The organism is Paenibacillus macerans (assembly GCF_900454495.1).
Classification (GTDB): domain Bacteria; phylum Bacillota; class Bacilli; order Paenibacillales; family Paenibacillaceae; genus Fontibacillus; species Fontibacillus macerans.
Genome location: NZ_UGSI01000001.1, coordinates 4,795,266 through 4,816,217, shown reverse-complemented (window position 1 = coordinate 4,816,217; position 20,952 = coordinate 4,795,266). Strand labels below are relative to the sequence as shown.

The window sequence follows — 20,952 nt, the reverse complement described above, 5'->3', positions numbered from 1 at the left end:
GCGGCAAAGGAAACAGATCGCATGTTGATTAGGAACATATATCTGCGCCTGTCGGTCAAGTGGAAGGTGATCCTCATTTTTACCTCGCTGTTGGCGTTCATGAGCGGTTTATTTATCATCGGCTTTAATTACATCAACAAGGTCTATGATCGCCAACTGCTGCATAGCTCTTCGGAATTGTTGAACCTGTACTCCACCGATATTGAAAATAAACTGCGCAAGATCAAAACATGACGTTTACTTTTTTTAACGGAAAGCAACATTCAAGCCGACTTGGTACGGATCAACGACAGCGGATCTTCCTATACCGATTACAATCTGCTGAATAAGCCAAGCTTTATCGGTTTATCAAACTATACGCGCATGTTTTTTGCGGATGAAACGTTTTGGAAATCATTGCGGGTTACTTTTACGTACGTCTTGTTTTTGGTGCCTTTGCGGCTCATCTTTGCGCTGCTCGTCGCCATGCTGCTGAATAGCAAGCGCAAATTTCTTGGGGTGTACCGGACACTATTTTATATTCCGTCCATTGTCGGCGGAAGTGTCGCCGTTTCCGTGGTATGGAAGCAATTGTTCGGCAACGACGGGGTGGCTATGGCGCTGCTGGCTTTAATCGGAATTGAACAGAAAGTTTCTTTTGTCGGCAATCCGGCGACTGCGCTGGGTACGATTATCGCCCTCGGCGTATGGCAGTTCGGATCGTCGATGCTCATCTTCCTGGCTGCGCTGAAGCAGATCCCCGCCAGTCTGTACGAGTCGGCGATGATCGACGGGGCCAACCGCTGGGTGCGTTTTTCCAAAATCACGCTCCCGATGCTTACGCCCGTCGTCCTGTTTAATCTGATCCTGCAAGTCATCAACGGTTTTCGGGCCTTTACGGAAAGCTTCATCATTACGCAAGGCGGACCGATGGACAGTACGCTATTTTATGTGTTGAACCTGTACCGGCGCGCGTTTACTTATTTCGATATGGGCTATAGCAGTGCGATGGCCTGGGTGCTCGTGCTGATCATCGGCATCATGACACTGCTTATTTTCAAAACGCAATCCGCTTGGGTTCATTATGAATCAAAGGGGGGGAGGTCATGAGCCAGGCCGCAAGACGCTGGTATGCCATATCATTTCACTTTTTAATGACCATCCTTGGCATCCTGATGATTTACCCTTTAATTTGGTCCGTGGCCAGTTCATTCAAAGACAATAGCGAAATCTTTGTGAACTCGTATTCGCTTTTTCCCCGTGATTGGGGAGTCATTGAAAATTACCTTTCAGGCTGGAAAGGGGTGGGCGGCGTTTCCTTCGGCCGGTTTCTTTGGAACTCCGCCGTCGTTGCCGTCATCGGCACGCTCGGAGGGGTCATGTCTTCGCTAATGGCCGCGTACGCGTTCGCCAGAGTGCGGTTTGCGCTTAGCTCCTTCTGGTTTGTGTGTGTCATGACGACGCTTATGATCCCGAATCAAGTGATGATTGTTCCGCAGTACATTTTGTTCAAAAGACTGCATCTAATCGACACGCTAACTTCCTTGATCATCCCTTGGTTTTTCGGCAGCGCCTTTTTTATCTTTTTGATGGTACAGTTTATCCGCGGTCTGCCCCTGGATCTGGATGAAGCCGCCGAGATCGACGGTTGCGGCAAAATGGGTATCTTTTTCCGCATTGTATTGCCGCTCGCCACGCCGGCCATTATTACTTCGACGATTTTCTCGTTTTACTGGATCTGGCAGGATTTCTTCCAGCCTTTAATTTTTATCAGTTCGACCCGCATGTTTACAGTTTCGCTGGCATTAAATTTATATTTTGACCCCAATTCATTCAGCAATTACGGCGGATTGTTCGCCATGTCCGTTATTTCCCTGATTCCGGTCGTGGCCGTCTTCCTCGTCTTTCAACGATACCTGGTTGAGGGCGTGGCGACGACCGGTTTGAAAGGATAGGCGGATCTGATTTGCATATGCAAAAGCGTACAAAGATTCGGCTGACATTCTATATAAGTTGAAACCCGGCTGCCCCTATCCCGCTTAATCAATAGTTCAACTTAAATAGGCAGAGGAGGAGGTAACATGCATTATATTGACGGAAATACGGTTTATCTTGAGCCGGAAACGGTATCCAGTCCGGTTCGTTACGCTTTGGAGATGATCTACCGCGATCATGAAAAAGTATTCGGGCTTAAGCCTTCGTCCGAACGGGCGGATAACTCGCGGCAGTCGAGCTTGCACCACGGCGAAACGGACGGTCGAATCGCTTGCATCTGCGTTCGATACGCGGCAAACGAGGTGGAGTGCCCGGACCGGCCGGAGGCTTATGCGGTCATGCTGGGACAAGACCGGTTCCTGCATATCGTGGGCCGGGACGACCTGGGATTAGTGTACGGCCTGCTTCATTACAGCCGGGTTTTCCTGGGGGTGGATCCGCTCTGGTTCTGGGCGGAACTTTCGCCAGCCAAAAGGGATCGGATCGAGATCGCCGATGTTCCGTATGTTTCTGTCCCGGCGGCAGTGGCTTATCGCGGCTGGTTTGTGAACGATGAGGTCTGCCTGATTGGATGGAAGACAGAATATCCGCCTACGGCGGAAGTGTGGCAGCCGGTATTCGAAACGCTGCTGAGGCTGGGGGGAAATATGGTGATCCCCGGTACGGACCTGCCGAGAAGCGGAATCCATCATCGTTTGGCCCTGGACATGGGGCTGTATGTTACGCATCATCATGCCGAGCCGCTGGGGGCGGAAATGTTTCTGCGGGCTTTTCCGGGCAAGACGGCCAGCTATAAGGAACATCCGGCGCTGTTCGAACGGTTGTGGATGGAGGCCATTGAGCGACAGAAGGGCGAGCGGGTCGTCTGGGTGCTGAGCTTTCGCGGGCAGGGCGACCGGCCTTTCTGGGAGAACGATCCCGAATTCGATACGCCCGCCAAACGCGGCGAGCTCATTTCTGCGGTGATTGAGAAACAGTACAACATGGTTAAGGCCAGGGTGGAGCAGCCCGTTTGCTGCATGGCCCTGTATGGGGAATTGGCCGAGCTGTACAAAGAAGGGTATATCCGTCTGCCGGAAGAGATCATTTAGATCTGGGCCGATAATGGTTACGGGAAAATGGTTTCGCGCCGGCAAGGCAACTTGAATTTGCGGATTCCGGCACTTCCGGGTCCCCGTGAGGGCGGAAAGCACGGGCTTTATTATCATGTTACGTTTCATGATTTGCAGGCCTCCAACCATCTCACGATGTTTCCTTCGCCTGTAGAGCTCATCAAGCAGGAGCTGACCAAGGCATTCAAGGCGGGAGCAAAGGATTATCTGCTGGTTAACAGCGGCAATATCCTGCCCCATCTCAACGCGCTTGATTTCACGGCGGAGATGTGGCGGAACGAGGATGCGGATGCGCAGCGGCATTTGACTGGGTTTATCAAGCGGATGTACGGCGAAGAACGACCGGACATCATAAGGTTGTACGAAGATTATGCCGCCTGCACCATTCCCTACGGCGCCCATGAGGACGAAAGAGCTGGGGAGGAATTCTATCATCATCCCACAAGACAGATGATCGGGCATTGGCTGCAGGGACAAACCTGCACCCATGAACGGCTGATTTGGGCTACGGGAGATGTAAGCTTCGCAGATCAGGTTCGCTGGTTTCGAAGCCGCGCAGAACAGGCCATCCCGGGCTGGGAAGCGCTGCAGCAGCGGGGACGCGCGGTGGCGCAAAGACTGTCGGATGAGAATAGCCGCAGACTATATATCCAAATGCTGGTGCAAATCGAGCTTCACCTGACAGGCTGCCGCGGGCTGGCTTCCATCTGCAATGCATACGCGGACTATTGCTCCTGGGCTTATCCGCAGGCGTTCGTCCATGCCGCGCGTGCGGTACGGCATTATAGCCGGGGGCTGGAAGCCTTGCGCGCAGCCGAGTCCGGACAATGGGAACACTTCTACCGCGCCGACTGGCTGACCAATATCAGCAACACCATTTATCATACCTCCACGCTGCGCTCGTTCCTTCGGATGCATGGGGATAGCCCGGATCTGTTTCTTTGGTACAAAGAGTACCTAATGCCAGAAACGGAGAAACATATTTATCTGGAAAATACGCACCGCAACCCGCTACCTGATGACAGGCTTGCCGAATTGTTGGAGGAGAGACTGATTGAGCTGGGGGTATTGGATTCGGGGCGGTTGGTGTAGCTTCTTGGGCGATGTGAATGGAGGTTCAGCATTATTGAGGGAAACTCAAAAAATCGGTTGTACATAAAGATTCGAAACTTGGTTATTCTTCTTGATGATCGACTAAAGCCTGCTGATGAAGCGGGCTTTTTCATTGTTGGATTTTTCACAACACTGGAGATATATAATTTATGATCTATATGTTATAATAAGGGGGTAAGAGAGTATACTTATAAACATGGAGGCAGCTTTGTATAATATATTATTTTACGAGGACGAGAATGGTAATAAGCCAGTTGAGGACTTCATTGATGAGCTTGATGCTGCCGCGCTCAATAATAAGAATGCAAGAGTTCAATTGGAACAGATAATCTACTGTTTGAATCGATTAGAAGAGAGCGGAACACGAGCTGGTGAGAGGTTTACTAAGAGGATTTCAGGGGATATATGGGAGCTACGCCCAGGTCATAATCGTATTCTCTTTTTTGGATGGAAGGGAAATCATTTGGTTCTTCTACATCACTTCACTAAAACAACGCAAAAGACACCTCCAAAGGAAATTGCGGTTGCTAAAAGACGAATGGACAGTTGGCTATTGAGAAAAGGGAGGAGCGATTGATGATGAAAAACTGGAGTGAAAAAAAGAAGGAGTTACAGTCTATAGATCCAATACGGATGAATGAGCTTGAAGCGGTTGCACAACTCGTGAATGCTATTCATCAAAGACGAATTGAACTCGGATGGACACAAAAGGAACTGGCCGATAAAGTAGGGCTCCATCAGGAGTCTATTGCTCGTATTGAAAATGGCGGATCTATTCCCCGCTTAGATACCGTATTTAAATTAGCCATGGCTCTGGGGATGAAGCTAAGCTTGCATGGAGCGGAGGAGGCCGCAACTGTAAGTATAGGCTAATAGGTAATGTTTTTCATACGTTCAACTCAATATCTTAACAAGCAGCCCGGAACAGTCTGGGCTTTTCGCTTTTATTTTCCGGAGGAGATATGAACAGTATTGAACATAAGCTTCAGCTGGCCTTGTTGGAAATTGAACGATTAAAACAAGAAAACGAAAACCTGAGAAAAGAATTATCCAAGTACCAGACGACCTCGTCAATTGCTGAAACTGTGGATGATGGAACTAAGGATGCCGTGCTCGATGACAACACGATTAACTCGGTTCACAATTATTCATCACCGTCTGAGAAGATCGGACTGTTTCGCAGTTTATTTAAAGGACGGGAAGATGTTTACCCTATACGCTGGGAAAACAAAGCGGGGAGATCGGGGTATTCTCCTGCTTGCGGAAACGAGTGGACAGCGGTTTGCAAGAAGCCGCAGGTGAAATGCTCGGAATGTCAGCATCAAGATTTTTTGCCTGTGACCGACGAAGTGGTTAGTCAACATTTAGATTCGAGAGTTAATCGAACCATTGGGGTCTACCCCATGCTCCTAGACGAGACATGTTGGTTTCTGGCCATGGATTTCGATAAGCAAAAATGGCAGGAAGATGCTCTGGCTGTTATGGTGGTGTGCAGGGAACATGGCATCCCCGCGGCTTTAGAACGTTCTCGTTCGGGAGAGGGAGGGCATATTTGGATCTTTTTTGAAGAAAATATAGACGCCAGTCTGGCCAGAAAGCTTGGATGTGCTATTCTAACGTTAACTATGGGCCGGAGATATGAGGTAGGCTTAGATTCCTATGACCGTCTTTTTCCAAACCAGGACACCCTTCCAAGAGGAGGATTTGGGAATTTAATTGCGCTTCCCTTACAGGGGGCTCCTAGAAAGAAGGGTAATAGCGTTTTTGTCGATGATCATTTTCGGCCTTATGAGGATCAATGGAAGTTCTTGGCTCAACTAAAGAAAATGGATCGGCAACAAGTTATGGATTTCGTCCAAACGGCTGCACGCAATGGAACTATTCTAAACGTTGGATACGTGGACACGGATGCGAAAGAAGAGAATCCTTGGGAACAGCGGCAAAGCTTCCAGGCCGATGAACGGATTAATGGGCCTTTGCCTGCAACTGTTAAGGTTGTTTTATCCGATATGATCTATATCGAGAAAAATGGCCTGCCGCCAGCCATGGTCAACAGAATCTTTCGCTTGGCCACTTTTCAAAATCCCGACTTTTACAAGACCCAGGCGATGAGACTGTCTACTTTTGGTAAGCCGCGTGTGATTAGCTGTGCGGAGGATTTTCCAAAACACGTTGCGCTTCCGAGAGGGTGTATGCAGGAAGTTCTGGAGCTTCTGCGTCAACACTCCATTGAACCGATGATCACGGATGAGCGAGTTGCGGGAAGCTCTACTGATTTCGAATTCAATGGAACCCTGACGATGCTGCAAGATGCGGCAGCAAGATCGATTTTGGCTCATGAAACAGGAATTCTTTCAGCGACAACGGCTTTTGGCAAAACCGTCGTGGCTGCGTCGATCATAGCCAGGAGAAAAATAAACACTTTGGTGCTTGTTCATCGTCGTGAATTAATGGACCAATGGAAAGAACGGCTAAGCACTTTTTTGAATATCGATCCCAAACAGATTGGCATGGTTGGCGGCGGTAAAGAAAAGCGGGCCGGCCTGATTGATATTGCGGTTATTCAAAGCTTGAATAAAAAGGGAGTAGTTAAAGAATATATCGGCGAATACGGGCAAATTATCGTTGACGAGTGCCACCATGTATCGGCTTTTAGCTTCGAGCAGGTGCTAAAAAGGGCGAAAGCAAAGTATGTATTCGGGTTGACTGCAACACCCATTCGACAAGATGGACATCATCCCATTGTTACTATGCAATGTGGTCCGGTTCGTTTTCGGGTAGATGCAAAGTCACAGGCAGCCTCCCGCGGAATGGAACATAAAGTCATCCCTAGATACACAACTTTCCGGTTAACAGAACAGCTATCAAATCCCGGCATACAGGATATCTATCAGATGCTGGTTACTGACGAAGCGAGGAACGAAATGATCTTTGACGATCTGCTGAAATGTCTAGACGAAGGCAGATCACCAATTCTGCTAACTGAACGTACGAGCCATGTAGAATATTTTCAAGATCGGCTTGAGAAGTTCGCCAAGAATGTCATTGTACTGCGCGGAGGAATGGGGAAGAAGCAGCGTGAGGCTCTGCGGCAGAAAATCGCCAGTGTGCAAGATCATGAAGAACGGGTGCTGATCGCGACAGGAAAACTCATTGGCGAAGGATTTGATGATGCACGGCTGGACACCTTATTTTTAGTGCACCCCATTTCATGGAAGGGAACGCTACAGCAATACGCAGGCCGCCTTCATCGCTCACACTCAAATAAAACGGAAGTCCGGATATACGATTATGTAGATCTGCAGGTTCCGATTTTAATGAGTATGTTCAAAAAAAGAGTTAAGGGGTACAAGGCGATGGGGTATACGGGGGTTGAGCTTCTTTAGGTGATCTGCAAGGTTAGCGGCAATAGAACGAGCGGCGTGTAGGAATTCCCTCTAGCATCGCTCGTTTTTGATTTGGTCGATGATCCTTGCACAAAGCCCTTTTTCAAGTGAATTGGATAGCGAATTAAAGTGTAAAGGTCATACTGACTTTATAGTTGGGAATCGGCCTGATCGTACGGGCCGGGGGAACGACGTAGGAACCGTGATTTTAGCCCGGATCGCCAATAAATATCTCGATTGGAATATTAGCTATGCGATGTTGTTTTTCGATCTGATCGTGGCCTTTTCCTCCTATTTTATTATCGTTGCGGAAAAGCTGATGCTGACCATCGTCATTTTGTATGTGGGGACGAAGGTGATGGACTTCATGATTGAGGGGCTGAATCCCAAAAAGGCCGTTACGATTATCTCGGAGAAGCAAAACGACATCGCCGAAATGGTCATTACCCAAATGGACCGTGGCATCACGGTGCTGTCGGGCCATGTCTACTATACAAAAAATCTGAAGGAAGTCCTGTACATCGTCATCAGCAAGCAAGAGGTATCCACACTTAAAAAGATTGTCAAATCCATCGACAAATACGTTTCTCACCATCCACGACGTGCGGGATGTGTTTGGCGAGGGTTTTTGGATATTTCGAAGTGAAAGGATCGGCTTGCTGTTTTCCAACCGCTACAGTTAACAAACCACAACCGAATAAGGTTGTCTTGGTTAGCGCCATAACGAATTTCGCCAATTTGTTTATCGCTTTATTTAAACCATCGTCACTTGCTTTTACCATCAAAGTCATTGATATTATAGAGGTCGTCAAGATGGAAACCGCTCCACATATCGTTACTTGGAGATGTTGTATCATTTATTTTAATTATTCTCATGAGTGATGGCTTCTACTTTCTTGTCTTTTCAGTAGAAGCAAGTCATTGTTAAACTTAATTGATTTTGCTATATTATCAAAATCACCATAAATACTTTCTAGGTTTACACCTAAGAAATTTAGCTCCTTCAGTATATTGTCATAATTTTCAACCTTAATGGTGATATCTGGAATAATGGACTGGTAATTCAAAATACCATATTTATATACATCTTCTACATCATACAAATAGGGTTGGTAAATAAACAGTCCCTTTTGGCTTGCTATCCTATCGAACAACTCTGGGGGTTGATAGGTAAAATATATATCCAGTCTTATATCGATCCTCTCTTTTATATTAATAAAGATTTGTAAGAGATTTATCAATAATGCCGTGTATATTTTTGCACCTATAGATTCATTGCAATGGTAACCATATTCCCAATCTTCTAAGTAATAATAATCATTGTGAGTGATAGTTTCATCTTCAATCTCATTTAATACATAAATATATAGTTCATTTAGGGCTTTTGTTGCATCATTTTTAATTTTATCTTTAAAATCAAGAAGACTATAGCATTCTCCCGAGATTTCCTCCGAATCAAGTTCATCATCTTCATCTGTATCTAAGCTAGAGTCACCATAAATATCTAAACGATTATTTTCATAGCAATCGATAAGATTGTTGATCCAATGTATAGATTTTCCTTTGTTCTCAAGAAATAATTGTTCAATTTTCATAAGTATTTCTTTTTGGACATCTACATTCTCCACAAGAACTTCAATAAAATTCTGATTGTTATATTTTACAAGTAAATCTGTAATATCAATCAACCTATTTTTATCAATTAAATATATTTCAGCATAAGCATCTGTTTCATTTTTATCAGGTTGTTTTTTTCCGTTACATGCAAAAAATAAAGCGACTAACGGTGATCTTGTGAAATCAACTACATTAGTAGGCAATCCATGATGTTGGCAAAAAGCTAAAAAATGCTGTCGTTCGTCTAAAGAAAGTTTTCTTATCACTTTGTTGTAATACTCTTTCTTCATACCCTCAATATCATAAAAAGTGTCTGTAAACCACCCTCCTTTATACGGTCTAAAACCGCTTGCTTGTATGCCTCCATAAGCTTCATTTTGCCCACGGAATATAAAATGATAATAGTCATTTTCTCTAATGAGTTCTAAGTATTGTGAAACAGTAGATATTGTGTGTTCTTCCATGGTTTCGAGCCTCTCTACAAAAGAATAAATTTAATAAAATTATATCGTAATAATGGGAGTTAACAATGCCTGAGTTCCTTGATTGGGAAGATGAGAACACTTGTTACGTTTTTTCATCGTTAAAATAGTCACTATCACTATATTAGGAACCCATCGACTACAATTATACCGTTGAATGAAGCGGGCTTCTCATTTACCAAGCCGTGATCTACGTTTAGGCCAATGATGGTAACGGAAGCAGAATTACAGACTAGGTCCATGATGTTTGTAAAGCTACTTGAGATTACGGTCTGTTTGTTAGCCGTAGTCAAGAACAGAAACACTAAGTTCAATCTTTTCTTTTTTAGTTGAACCATCACTGGAAGGCCAAGAAAGGTTAATAAAGGTGAGTTTCTTGAAATTCTCAGAATTTATTTTATTAAAAATATAAAAATCCGAAGTTGGCTTTGAATGCTCTAAAGTAATCTTATCTAGGTTCGGCAGCTCGTATGCTATCTTTACGGTATTACTAGAATTTGTTTTTCTAATAACGCCGCTATACCATAATGTATTATCTCTATAAAATACGCTGACATTAACACTCCAATTCTCTGACTTACCCGAAAAAGTCATAAGTTCGTTGGGTTTTGTTATTTGTATAGAGGCATCCTTACTTACCTCAAGAAGGGTTCTCGAGGTTGTTGAGATGTATAGGTATTTGTTATCCTCAGCGACTAATTTTCCATCTACTAAGGTGTTTTTAATTCGTATGTCCTCACTTGTTGTCAAACCAATTACAGATAAGGTTGAACCGAGATAATTTCCAGTTGAAAATATAATATAGCAAAGCAATGGGACAGCTACTACAACAGACAGAGAGGCTAAGAATAATACAAAGAACCAGAATTCACTAAAGGAAAAAGTGTGCTTAGAACGATTCTGTTTCCTATTTCGTTTCTTTTTTTGTTGTTTTTTTCAATTAATTTTATTACTAGGGCGTTTAGTGATACAACTATCAATAAATATATTGTTAATGACAACTTGAGTCCAAGTTGCCTTGTCATAAATATTGGAAACAAAGATGAGATAACTATCACTAACCCTATTGCTTTATAGTGTTTAGATAAGATAGTGATAAGAAAAGAAGCTGATATTATCAATACAGCGGTCAGAACAGGGAGAAGCCAGACTAGAAGAAACTTAATAATGACCGAAAATTCAAAGGCAAAATTCGCACTGAATAGAATTATTAATAAACTGACGGTGGGAGCAAAGAAAAAATAGAGTAACCCAAAAATTAGGAATGCTTTACCTAAACCTTTTAATTTATAAATAGAAATAAAAAAGGTAACTATTCCTGAGAAAATAAATCCTGCGATATAGCACGAGGACCGATTAATAGGTACACTTCTCATTACAACATCTAGAAATGAATGATCCGTTCCACCGAAAAAATAGCCATAGAGTAATAGATACCCAATAAAGTAGAAAATGGGAATAGAACCTATTAGTCCTAATGCAGCTTTTAATAAATATACAAACATATTTCCCATCAAAAATTGCAGCCACTCTTTAAATTTTAGATTTTTAATTATTGAATATGACTTTAAATGAAGAAGAAGTTGGTTCTCTTTTAAACCGATGAACTTGGCAAGTTCATTCGTATTATTATTGTGATTTTTTAGTTCTAGTTCTAAAAAATCTTTATAAGCAATACCAAACTTACTGACGAAATTTGTTTCGAATTCCTCGGTAATTTCGCCTGCATAAATTTCAAGAAAGAGATTCTTGTTAAATGTTGAGTTTCCCACTAATATAACCCCTTAATTACAAGTATGTATAAGTAATTCCAGATAATTTTACCATCCAAAGTAATTTTTTTGTATGATAATTGGCTCCTTGTGAAGTTTAGTATCATACGTTTTAATATTTAAAAAAGGGAAAGATCATTGCAATGATAATAGATTGATAAGACCTAAGGTTAAGAAAAATCTGAATGGAAAATTCATTTATCATATAATGTAAATAAACATAATATTACCTGGGGGATCGGAAATGTCATTACCCGCTGAAGTAGCAACTATTTTTCGCATAAAACAAAAGTCATACAAAATGGTACTCGTTCTATCGATGATTGAAATTTGGGATGAAACCAACCAAAGAATTCTTTCAATAGACTATGTTGCAGAACGATTTTTGAAATACTACAGGGATAGGGAAGCAAATAGTTTACTGGTAGATAATCCACCAAAAAGCATAGCGTCCAGTTGGGAAGAAGTTAGCACAGGTCAGGCAAAAGCAATTCTAGAGACCCCAATTGATGCCCTTCGAACTATCCTTATTAAGGACAATAAGAATGTGCTAACTTTCACCGATGCCATATGGCAAGGTGGGGAGGAAGTACTTGTTGAACTTCAAAGATATGCAAATCAGGAGCTAGAGGCGTATTACGCACAACTTCAGTCGAGCCACTTTTCCCTGAAGGAATCGCTTAGTCATATATTACATACATATACAGCGGCCAAACAAGAGGCATTCGCGAATCATCCCTTAGGGAAATTGTTCAGAAAGACGATACCCGAAGAAATTCGGGCGCTGTCGTTTATCCCGAATCATATTCGCGTTCAAGGATCTGTTGGGCAAGGAAAATGGGCTACGGTTCCGTGGATTGCCTTAATGGATAAACGTGTTACCGAATCAACACAACATGGCGAATATCTGGTTTATCTTTTTGCGGAAGATATGAGTGCAGTATATTTAACTTTTAATCAAGGTGTTACTGACCCTATTCGTGATTATGGAAGAAGGCAAGGTTACGCCTATTTAAAAGATAAAGCCAATCGAATAAGAGAACAGTTGCCTTTAGCGGGGTTTAAAAAGGACGAGCATATTGAACTGACCATAAGTAGATTGGGACATGACTATCAAGTATCCACCGTTGCCTACATCCGTTACGATAGTGACAACATCCCAGAAGACGAACAGCTTGTAGCTGATTTAAAACGGCTGATGGAAAATTACCAAGAATATGTTCATAGTCAACTCCAGATGACAACTAATGAAGAGGAGCATGAAATTGAATTTGAGGAGTTGGAGTTAGTGGACACATTGTCCGTAACAGAGCGGCTATCACAGATAAGAGCGTTTATTCAGAATAGAGGGTTCTCATACCCAGACCGACTAATAGAGAACTTTTATCTTTCGATGAAGACGAAGCCTTTTGTTATCCTCGCAGGAATATCGGGTACTGGAAAAACGAAGTTGGTCGAACTATTTGCTGAAGCGGTAGGGGCCAACAAGGACAATGGACAGTATACTCTTATTTCGGTGAGACCGGATTGGAGCGATCCTTCAGATTTATTAGGGTTCAGGGATTTGTCAGGCACTTTTAGGCCTGGCCCATTAGCTGAGGTGCTTTGTGAAGCATCGAAGACGAAAAACCGATCCAAACCTTATTTCGTCTGTTTTGACGAGATGAATTTAGCTCGGGTAGAGCACTATTTTAGCGATTTGCTTAGTGTATTGGAGACTAAAAAATGGCAGAACGGGAAGATTATAACCAGTCCATTAATTCCCAAAGCTTCTCTATTCTCCACAGAGGATCAACTAAAGTATGGGGATTTATCTTTACCCGATAATGTGTACTTGATCGGTACAGTGAATATGGACGAAACAACTTACCCTTTTAGTAAAAAGGTACTTGATCGGGCTAATACGATTGAATTTAATTACATTAATTTATTGGAGCTTCCAAATGAAGTGGATTACGAACAGATGTCGCCTGTGGCGGCTCCGAATTCCTTTTTAAGAAGCGAATTTCTACAGCTGATTGATGCGATTAAAGAAAACAGGGAGTTAATTACGGACATTACGGAAAGATTGGTACAAATTAATGCTATTTTAGACGGCGCACATGCTAATGTGGGGTTTCGAATTCGTGACACCGTTTGCTTCTATATGATTTACAATAGCCGTGATCATCTAATGACTAACGATGAAGCGTTTGACCTTCAATTCCTTCAGAAAATACTACCTCGCATTCAAGGCAGCAGTGCAGCAATTAGACGGGTTCTGTTAGAGCTGTTGAAGGTGTGTTTAGATAGGCCTCTTGCCATAAACGAACTTATGGATGACTTATCCTCATTATTTACTGATTCGGAACTATTTAATGGGGCGGTCCAATCCCAAGCAAAATATCCTCAAAGTGCACGAAAGATTATGTTTATGTTACGGAGGTTAGAAGAGGATGGATTTACCTCATACTGGTTATCGTAATGAAACTGTAGAACTTCTGCGGATAGAAACGAATCTATTTAATTTATATATTCAAGGCAAGCCGTTTCATCCGACGGTAGAGGTATTACAGTTACACCGGGATGAGGATGGTTCTATGGTAGATGCCCATTTCCGTGTAGATAAATCCTCCTCAAATTTAGAGATCAGCTCTATACTAGTCTTTTCGCCGGAGGAAAACGGTTTACAGGAATGGAAACAGGGCCAAACATGTGCCCCTCTTTTCTTTGAAACACAGGCTTATGAAATCGTGGTTGAGAAAAAACAAGCAGACCCTATTCAGTTCTACCATGAGAACAGATATCTAAGGGAAGCTGTAAAGCCCCTTGGGGCTAGGATTTTATCCGGAGTTCTAAACTTCCAAAATGAGGTGGGGTTTACGGAATTAGAGCTTCGTTTAAATGGACGATCGATATTACAATTGCAGTTAGAAATTTTTCCGTCAAAAATGGATTACAAACGGGATTATGAAGCAATACTGCGCGATATTAATAAACAAATTTATAATCTGTCATTTGATTTTTTGCGCAAGACTTATCATTTGACGGGGCTACAGGATACTACGCAGCAAAGCATGACGGAATTTTTTGCGATATTAAAATATTTGTTTCAACAACTTGTTCAGGCAGTGGAGCGGATCAAAAAAGCCCCCAATATGAAAATGAATATAGTAAATCAAAAAACAACCACCAGTAGGGCAAAGCATGTTGGGAAAGGTAATTTAACATATCTTTCAAAACATCCTGAACTGTTTGTTAAAGACGCTAAGCATGGGTTCATTAATATTCAAGGCCAAAAAATGTACCCAACACACGTGTTGGAATCAAAGCGATATCTGGACTTTGATACTGGGGAGAACCGCTTTGTCCGGTGGGTTTTAATGAGGGTTGTGGGAAAATTACAGATTCTTCGTACTCGTTTAAAGGCTGCAGAGCGTACTTCGGATCCGCAACTGTTAAAAAGCTTAGATCTAATGGATGCACAATTGCAACGATTACTAAGGTACGACTTTCTTGCAGTTGGGGATATGACGAATATGTCAGTCACTCTTGTCTTACAGATGGCTCCTGGATACCGAGAGGTATATCGTTGCTATCTAATGCTTATGAAAGGGCTGTCGATTCAAGGCGATCTACTGCGCATGTCTCTAAAGGATTTAGCCCAACTTTATGAGTACTGGTGTTTCCTAAAAATCCACGATTTATTAAGTCGTAAATATGAACTAATCAAACAAGACATTATCAAAGTGAATCGTTCTGGGATTTTTGTCAAACTGGATAAAACTCAAAAATCGAAAATAGTATACCGGAATCCACGGGATGGTGAAGTATTTACACTATACTACAACTCACTACCCAGCGGAGAACGGACACCTACGGTGGGGCAGAAGCCGGATAATGTACTAACGTTGAAGAAAAACGATTCAGCTGTTGAATATAGATATATTTTTGATGCCAAATATCGCTTGAATCCCGCTTACGATGGAACTCCTTATCAAAAGACGTATACCATTCCTGGACCCGAGGAATCAGATATTAATACGATGCACAGGTATCGGGACGCAATTGTCTATGGGGAGGGAAAACAGGAATTAGAACGTAGTATGTTTGGTGCATATGTTCTTTTCCCTTATCCTAATGAAAAGCAATTCCGTGAACATAAATTCTATAAAAGTATTGAGTTAGTTAACGTTGGGGCATTTCCATTTCTCCCTAATTCCACAAGCCTTATGGAGAAGTTTCTGGATGAAATCATTATGGATAGTCCGGAGAAAGCGTATGAGAGATCTACACGTCCCCGTGGAACGAAAACTTATTATCAGAACAAATTGACCGGCAAAAACGTAATGGTAGGTGCATTAAGACAAGCTTCACAATTGGAAGTCGCCTTAAAACATGGCTTTTATCATACTCCGTTAAAAAATATTTCCAACCATCAGTTATTAACGCAGATAGAATATGTGGCCATGTACCAATCCATTAACAATTTTGGGAGATCCGGAGAAAACGGAATCCATTGGTATGGGAAAGTTAAAGAGTGGAAAGTATTGCGCCGCAAAGAAATAATTGAGCGTCCCGCGAGACCTGGGTCTGGTGAGGAGTTATATGTTAAGTTTACAGTGGAAAAATGGCTGCGAAAGGAACCCCCAATTGTTCCGGGCGGTAATGGAATAAGGACTCTGTTGTTTACTACTAAGTACATTTTTGACCGTGCAAGGGAAATAGCAGAACTACGGCTGGAGACGGAAGAGGATATGATTAAGTGGCGGGAACAACGAAGAAGAGGAGCAGTCACGGTGAAGCTTAATCATGACCAGGTGGATTTAGCTAGTGCTGTTGTGGATGTACGGTTTCGGGAGGGTGAGGGGGACACTTGATTAGATTAATTCTCGTAGTAACTCGACTTTTTTAGCGTTTTATGGCGTCGGTCGAATTGAAATATAAGATTTTACAAATTATTAATATGGTATGTTTTTACCTATTATGGTATACTTGACTTAACAGTTATAGAGGAAGCACCTCTTTTGCAAAATGCAAGGGGGTGCTTCTCTGTATTCTAATACAATATTTATGTGTTATGATACTAGTTCTAATAAGTAAATGTAGCGTGGGAGTTCCGAGGGGGGAAGATTTTGAGTAAGAGGTATACAGCCATCGACCTTTTTGCCGGTGCAGGGGGAATGTCGCTTGGTTTTGAACAAGCAGGGTTCGATGTTCTTGCAGCGGTTGAATACGATCCGATTCATGCATCAATCCACCAATACAATTTTCCTCAAACTAAAGTTATATGTGCCGATGTTAGTAAAATTACCGGTCACTCTATCCTCGAACAGCTTGGGAAGAAGCCGGGTGAGATTGATGTTGTTTTTGGAGGACCTCCGTGCCAAGGCTTCTCTATGATTGGTAGAAGACTTGCCGACGATGAACGTAATATTCTTTTGTTTCATTTTTATAAAATTATCAGTGAGGTGCGTCCAAAATATTTTGTAATGGAAAATGTATCCGGGTTGACTGTGGGAAACGCAAAAAATCTACTTCAAACCGTTATCAATGAATTCCAAGGTATAGGTTACGAAATAACTTTACCTTATAAAGTACTGAATGCCTCCTCATTCGGAGTCCCACAGAGTAGAAAAAGATTGTTTCTTTACGGGGCGTATAAGGGGAATCCTGTTATTGAGTATCCAGAACCTACAGTAATACCTAGAGAAATAAAAGGAACGCCGCCGACTGCTAAAACCAAGGGGTTACCTATAGGTCCTTCTGTGTATGATGCCATAGCAGATTTACCCAATGTAGATTTATTTGAAGAGTTATTAACTCAAGACTGGATTGAATTTATAACAGAACCGAAGAGTGACTATGCTCGATATCTAGCAGGACTTTTAACTGACAAAGAGGATCTTTCATTACCGAGAATTTTTAATCGAAATATTTTAACTTCTTCAATGCGAACTAAGCATAATGATGAATCAAAAAAAAGGTTTGTGGAAACCGAGCAAGGACAAGTCGAGCCGGTTAGCCGCTTTCTTAAGCTTCACCCGGAAGGTGTAAGTAATACATTGAGAGCGGGAAGCGATAGTAAACATGGCGCCTTTACAAGTCCACGGCCTATTCATTATATATATCCTAGAGTAATTACGGTTAGGGAAGCTGCCCGACTGCATTCTTTCCCTGATTGGTTTAGATTTCATGTAACAAAGTGGCACGGATTTCGAGAAGTAGGAAACGCAGTGCCTCCACTCTTAGCAAGAGCGGTAGCCAAACAAATTTCTAAGGCTTTGGGGGGGAATGTAAAACAACCCGTACAAAAAATAAGTCTTTCGAATGAGGAATTGCTCTCCTATAATATGGCGGCGGCTGCAAAAGAACATAGCGTATCTAAAGATGTTATAGGAAAAAGGGATCGTGAAGCAATCATTGAAGGAGGAAGTAGGGTGGCTTCAAAGTACGATAAAATTATAAGCGACATTTTTTTTAGCAATTATAGGGATGGATTACGCGAGTTCAATTTTGTCCGCGAAGACATTGAACGTTCTGCAACTAAGCTTGGTATTAAACTTCCGAAAAATATAGGTGACGTAATTTATTCATATAGGTTTAGAAAAGCTTTTCCCAAAGAAATACTTGATACTTGTTCAGGCAACGAAGAATGGACAATTGAGGGGGCAGGGGACGCAAAGTATAAATTTAAACTTTTTTCATCGGGAGCAAAGGTTGTACCCAGTACTAATTTATTTGAAATAAAAATTCCAGATTCTACTCCTGAAATTATTGCAAAATACGCAGTTTTGGATGAGCAGGCACTTTTGGCTAGAGTACGTTATAACCGTCTTATTGATATCTTTACTGGGATAACCACGTACTCTCTTCAAAATCATCTGAGAACAAAGGTTCCTAGTATAGGCCAAATTGAAATTGATGAAATTTATGTTGGCGTTAATAAAAAAGGTGAGCACTTTATTATTCCTGTACAGGCGAAAAGTGGAAATGATAGTATCGGTATTACTCAAGTAAAACAAGACCTTGAGTACTGCAATTATAGGTACCCTACACTTAAACACAAGGCTATTGCGGTGCATGCTAAAGAGCCAAATTTAATTGCAATGTTCGAACTAATTATTCAGAATGACGAACTTAAAGTTGTAGAAGAACGTCATTACAGACTAGTCCCTGCATCCGAAATATCCGATGATGATCTACGAATGATGAGCGATATAGGTCAAAACTAAACTTTCTTATGTCCCGAGGTTTTCAACTCGGGATTTTTTTTTTGCCTCCATAATAAACTCGTAAATTGTATTTATGCATGCTTCAAAGTCATCTCTTAGTTCGTGTTCCCAAACTCTTAAAATACTCCAATTGTTTTCTTTATAAAATTGCGTAGTAATTAAATCGCGTTCTCTATTGCGTATTAATTTTTCCATCCAAAACTCAACGTTTGATTTAGGTATCTTACAGTGCACTGGGCACATATGCCAAAAGCAGGAATCAATAAATATAACTATTTTATCTTTTTTAATAGCGATGTCAGGTTTACCTTTGAGTTCGCTTACATTCCTCCTAAATCTAATTCCCTTTTTCCATAGCTCGTGGGTCACAGAGTTCTCTATAAGAGATTTCTTGCTTTTTACTGCCCTCATTAGTTCGCTTCTTTTTTCTTTCGATAGTTTATCGGTCATTATTTTTCACCTCGTTTTCTAGACTATAATATTTTACCTCCTTGTCTATAAAATAATACTCATATGCGATAATTAGCTATTGCACTAAACTAATTAAGGATTTTAAAAACGAAGATTTTTACTGGGTGATTTCCTTATTTTCTTCCACTAAATCAACAATCTCCCGAATATCACTGATATCCAAGGCCTCCGCAATCCGTTCAATATGACCAAAACTAATACTATCCCGTTTACCGTTAGCAAGTTCACTTAATGCCGCGTGCCGAACATCGGAAAGTCTGGATAACTCCCGCAAAGAAATGTTACGCTTTTTGGTCAGCTCCTTGATTTTTACGACAACCTTTTTCGCCAACTCACTCACCTCTATTCGGATCATATTTCGCTTGACTATACGTAAAAGCGTACCGTATAATAATTTTATGAGTGGTACGCAAATGCGTAATACGGGCAAATTTTATCTACTTACATTGGGACATGGGTACTGCTCATCGATTGAAAAAAAGGAGGAAACACCCATGCCAACCCTTTTAGAATCCCTATACTACGGCCACCTGGCTCCCGAGGGGCAGGTGGTGCCCAGAGATCCCGAATATCGCCGGATGTGCGGGGAGATGTCCGAGGCGATGGAAACTTGGAAAGAGAAGCTGTCTGGTGAGGAGTTTACTGAACTGGAGGCGCTGATTGATTTGCAGCAGGAGATTCAGGGATTGGAGTTGACGGAGACGTTTACGTATGGGTTTAAGCTGGGGGCGGCGCTGATGATTGAGGTTCACTCCGGGTACGGGGCGGAGGGGCAGTTGCTAAGTCAACGGGCGGATGAAGGATGAAGCGAACGTATAAGTATAGCCTGTATAAGTAGCCTTATAAGCATAGCCGGTCCCTATCGTACATGGGCTAGTCCCTATCCTAGATGGTATAGAGCATGCATCGAATAGAGCACGCGGCCACCCTGCTAACCTCTAAAATACCCGAAAGGCATAATAGCCCGCCGGGTATTTTTATATGGTATTTTCCTGCTTACTCTGGCTTATCTGCGCGATGTTTGCTTCTTTTTCTTTCCATCCGATGTCTGCCCCTTCTTCCTTTCCGTCCTTTTCGCCTCCTTCATCCGATCCCCCATTCCTGCAATCAACAACACCGATACAATCACCATAATAAGCAATGTTACTACGCAAGCAGCCACATTATAATCCGAACCGCCCTCGGCTTGATAATTGATCAGGCCTAAGCCTGCGGTAATCGGGTAAAGATCGCCCAGGCCGTGGCCTCCGGCGAAGATTCCGATAAATCCGTAGAAAAAGGCGAAGCCGACGCCGGCCATGAAGCCGTTTGGGTTGCGGCTGGTTAAGACGATGATGGGGAGGACGGCCAGGTAAATGCATAAATTCATGACCATCATTTGGATCAAGGATTTGACCATCACCGCTGCGCTGCCTGCTTGGAAGCCGCTGATCAGCACGGCGACGAGCGAAAGTACAAAGGTCACCACGGCCAAAAATAGGGCGAGCAGTCCGGCGGTGATGAGCTTTCCGACCAACAGACGCCGGAAGGAGAGCGGGATGGTGAGGATGTTTTTTAGCGTGTCCTCCGTGTATTCACGGCTGATCATATATCCGGCAATTAAAGTAATCGTAGCGGGGAAGAGCAAGCTGAAATTGTTCCAGATCACGGTATTAGAGAAGTTCTCCAAATTACGTGCTGTTCCGTCTTCCGCCGTGGCCATGAATCGGGTTAAGAGGACAACCAGCAGCGCCGCGGCAAAGCCAACCCAAACGATCGAATACCGTTTTAGTTTGATGATTTCGGTTTTTATGATTTTCACCATGGTCCCC

16 protein-coding genes and 2 pseudogenes are annotated in these 20,952 nt (G+C 42.5%); 12 read left to right on the top strand and 6 right to left on the bottom strand.

Annotated elements, in window-relative coordinates; all coding sequences use genetic code 11:
* The first annotated feature begins 21 nt into the window (after positions 1-21).
* From DYE26_RS21390 to DYE26_RS21355, 8 genes and pseudogenes are all read left to right on the top strand, one after another.
* Positions 22-234, top strand: coding sequence for a hypothetical protein (locus DYE26_RS21390; RefSeq protein WP_036626943.1), 213 nt, complete (start codon positions 22-24; stop codon positions 232-234).
* A gap of 39 nt (positions 235-273) precedes the next feature.
* Positions 274-1,089, top strand: a complete 816-nt coding sequence (locus DYE26_RS21385; protein ID WP_240534199.1) for a carbohydrate ABC transporter permease — start codon at positions 274-276, stop codon at positions 1,087-1,089.
* A complete protein-coding gene (locus DYE26_RS21380) occupies positions 1,086-1,934 on the top strand; it encodes a carbohydrate ABC transporter permease (RefSeq protein ID WP_036626941.1) in 849 nt (282 codons plus the stop codon). The genes DYE26_RS21385 and DYE26_RS21380 overlap by 4 nt, the downstream gene beginning before the upstream one ends.
* A gap of 126 nt (positions 1,935-2,060) precedes the next feature.
* Positions 2,061-4,178 (top strand): annotated as a pseudogene (locus tag DYE26_RS21375) (glycosyl hydrolase 115 family protein).
* A 217-nt stretch (positions 4,179-4,395) separates the two neighbouring features.
* Positions 4,396-4,776, top strand: a complete 381-nt coding sequence (locus DYE26_RS21370) for a type II toxin-antitoxin system RelE/ParE family toxin (protein WP_227877182.1) — start codon at positions 4,396-4,398, stop codon at positions 4,774-4,776.
* A complete protein-coding gene (locus tag DYE26_RS21365; RefSeq protein WP_227877173.1) occupies positions 4,776-5,072 on the top strand; it encodes a helix-turn-helix transcriptional regulator in 297 nt (98 codons plus the stop codon). The genes DYE26_RS21370 and DYE26_RS21365 overlap by 1 nt, the downstream gene beginning before the upstream one ends.
* A gap of 89 nt (positions 5,073-5,161) precedes the next feature.
* On the top strand, positions 5,162-7,585 hold the full coding sequence (locus tag DYE26_RS21360; RefSeq protein WP_115311258.1) for a TOTE conflict system archaeo-eukaryotic primase domain-containing protein: 2,424 nt from the start codon (positions 5,162-5,164) through the stop codon (positions 7,583-7,585).
* 155 nt (positions 7,586-7,740) lie between these two features.
* A pseudogene (locus tag DYE26_RS21355) lies at positions 7,741-8,231 on the top strand (YitT family protein); the annotation flags it as partial.
* 226 nt (positions 8,232-8,457) lie between these two features.
* Here DYE26_RS21355 and DYE26_RS21350 read toward each other — a convergent pair.
* The 3 genes from DYE26_RS21350 to DYE26_RS21340 form a co-directional block, all read right to left on the bottom strand.
* The gene (locus DYE26_RS21350) at positions 8,458-9,666 is read right to left on the bottom strand and encodes an FRG domain-containing protein (RefSeq protein ID WP_036626940.1); all 1,209 of its coding nucleotides are present in this window, start codon (positions 9,664-9,666) and stop codon (positions 8,458-8,460) included.
* 297 nt (positions 9,667-9,963) lie between these two features.
* Entirely contained in the window at positions 9,964-10,497 is a 534-nt protein-coding gene (locus DYE26_RS21345; RefSeq protein ID WP_124333720.1) for a tudor domain-containing protein, read from the bottom strand.
* 29 nt (positions 10,498-10,526) lie between these two features.
* Complete coding sequence (locus DYE26_RS21340; protein ID WP_036626938.1) at positions 10,527-11,456, bottom strand: hypothetical protein; 930 nt, start codon at positions 11,454-11,456, stop codon at positions 10,527-10,529.
* Between the two features lie 244 nt (positions 11,457-11,700).
* Here DYE26_RS21340 and DYE26_RS21335 point away from each other — a divergent pair, with 244 nt between their 5' ends.
* The 3 genes from DYE26_RS21335 (at position 11,701) to DYE26_RS21325 (ending at position 18,670) form a co-directional block, all read left to right on the top strand.
* Positions 11,701-13,920, top strand: coding sequence for an MrcB family domain-containing protein (locus tag DYE26_RS21335; RefSeq protein ID WP_036626936.1), 2,220 nt, complete (start codon positions 11,701-11,703; stop codon positions 13,918-13,920).
* The gene (locus DYE26_RS21330) at positions 13,892-16,315 is read left to right on the top strand and encodes a DUF2357 domain-containing protein (RefSeq protein WP_115311257.1); all 2,424 of its coding nucleotides are present in this window, start codon (positions 13,892-13,894) and stop codon (positions 16,313-16,315) included. The genes DYE26_RS21335 and DYE26_RS21330 overlap by 29 nt, the downstream gene beginning before the upstream one ends.
* A 255-nt stretch (positions 16,316-16,570) precedes the next feature.
* The gene (locus DYE26_RS21325; protein ID WP_063836343.1) at positions 16,571-18,670 is read left to right on the top strand and encodes a DNA cytosine methyltransferase; all 2,100 of its coding nucleotides are present in this window, start codon (positions 16,571-16,573) and stop codon (positions 18,668-18,670) included.
* Positions 18,671-18,676: 6 nt separating this feature from the next.
* On the opposite strand, the gene DYE26_RS21320 is transcribed toward DYE26_RS21325, so the two are convergent.
* Together DYE26_RS21320 and DYE26_RS21315 are read right to left on the bottom strand one after the other, a co-directional pair.
* Positions 18,677-19,120, bottom strand: a complete 444-nt coding sequence (locus DYE26_RS21320) for a very short patch repair endonuclease (RefSeq protein WP_036626934.1) — start codon at positions 19,118-19,120, stop codon at positions 18,677-18,679.
* Positions 19,121-19,238: 118 nt separating this feature from the next.
* The gene (locus DYE26_RS21315; protein ID WP_036626933.1) at positions 19,239-19,472 is read right to left on the bottom strand and encodes a helix-turn-helix domain-containing protein; all 234 of its coding nucleotides are present in this window, start codon (positions 19,470-19,472) and stop codon (positions 19,239-19,241) included.
* Positions 19,473-19,635: 163 nt separating this feature from the next.
* Between DYE26_RS21315 and DYE26_RS21310 the strand changes: the two genes are divergently transcribed.
* On the top strand, positions 19,636-19,947 hold the full coding sequence (locus tag DYE26_RS21310) for a DUF6809 family protein (protein WP_036626932.1): 312 nt from the start codon (positions 19,636-19,638) through the stop codon (positions 19,945-19,947).
* A 200-nt stretch (positions 19,948-20,147) separates the two neighbouring features.
* Here the strand turns inward: DYE26_RS21310 and DYE26_RS21305 are convergent, their stop codons facing one another.
* A complete protein-coding gene (locus tag DYE26_RS21305; protein ID WP_218032603.1) occupies positions 20,148-20,942 on the bottom strand; it encodes an ABC transporter permease in 795 nt (264 codons plus the stop codon).
* Positions 20,943-20,952 lie beyond the last annotated feature (10 nt).

Bases quoted from the DNA above. Each gene is read 5' to 3' on its own strand.
- DYE26_RS21370 (WP_227877182.1), top strand. From the start codon at position 4,396: ATGGAGGCAGCTTTGTATAATATATTATTTTACGAGGACGAGAATGGT.
- DYE26_RS21330 (WP_115311257.1), top strand. From the start codon at position 13,892: ATGGATTTACCTCATACTGGTTATCGTAATGAAACTGTAGAACTTCTG.
- DYE26_RS21360 (WP_115311258.1), top strand. From the start codon at position 5,162: ATGAACAGTATTGAACATAAGCTTCAGCTGGCCTTGTTGGAAATTGAA.
- DYE26_RS21335 (WP_036626936.1), top strand. From the start codon at position 11,701: ATGTCATTACCCGCTGAAGTAGCAACTATTTTTCGCATAAAACAAAAG.
- DYE26_RS21350 (WP_036626940.1), bottom strand. From the start codon at position 9,666: ATGGAAGAACACACAATATCTACTGTTTCACAATACTTAGAACTCATT.
- DYE26_RS21320 (WP_036626934.1), bottom strand. From the start codon at position 19,120: ATGACCGATAAACTATCGAAAGAAAAAAGAAGCGAACTAATGAGGGCA.
- DYE26_RS21380 (WP_036626941.1), top strand. From the start codon at position 1,086: ATGAGCCAGGCCGCAAGACGCTGGTATGCCATATCATTTCACTTTTTA.
- DYE26_RS21390 (WP_036626943.1), top strand. From the start codon at position 22: ATGTTGATTAGGAACATATATCTGCGCCTGTCGGTCAAGTGGAAGGTG.
- DYE26_RS21365 (WP_227877173.1), top strand. From the start codon at position 4,776: ATGATGAAAAACTGGAGTGAAAAAAAGAAGGAGTTACAGTCTATAGAT.
- DYE26_RS21310 (WP_036626932.1), top strand. From the start codon at position 19,636: ATGCCAACCCTTTTAGAATCCCTATACTACGGCCACCTGGCTCCCGAG.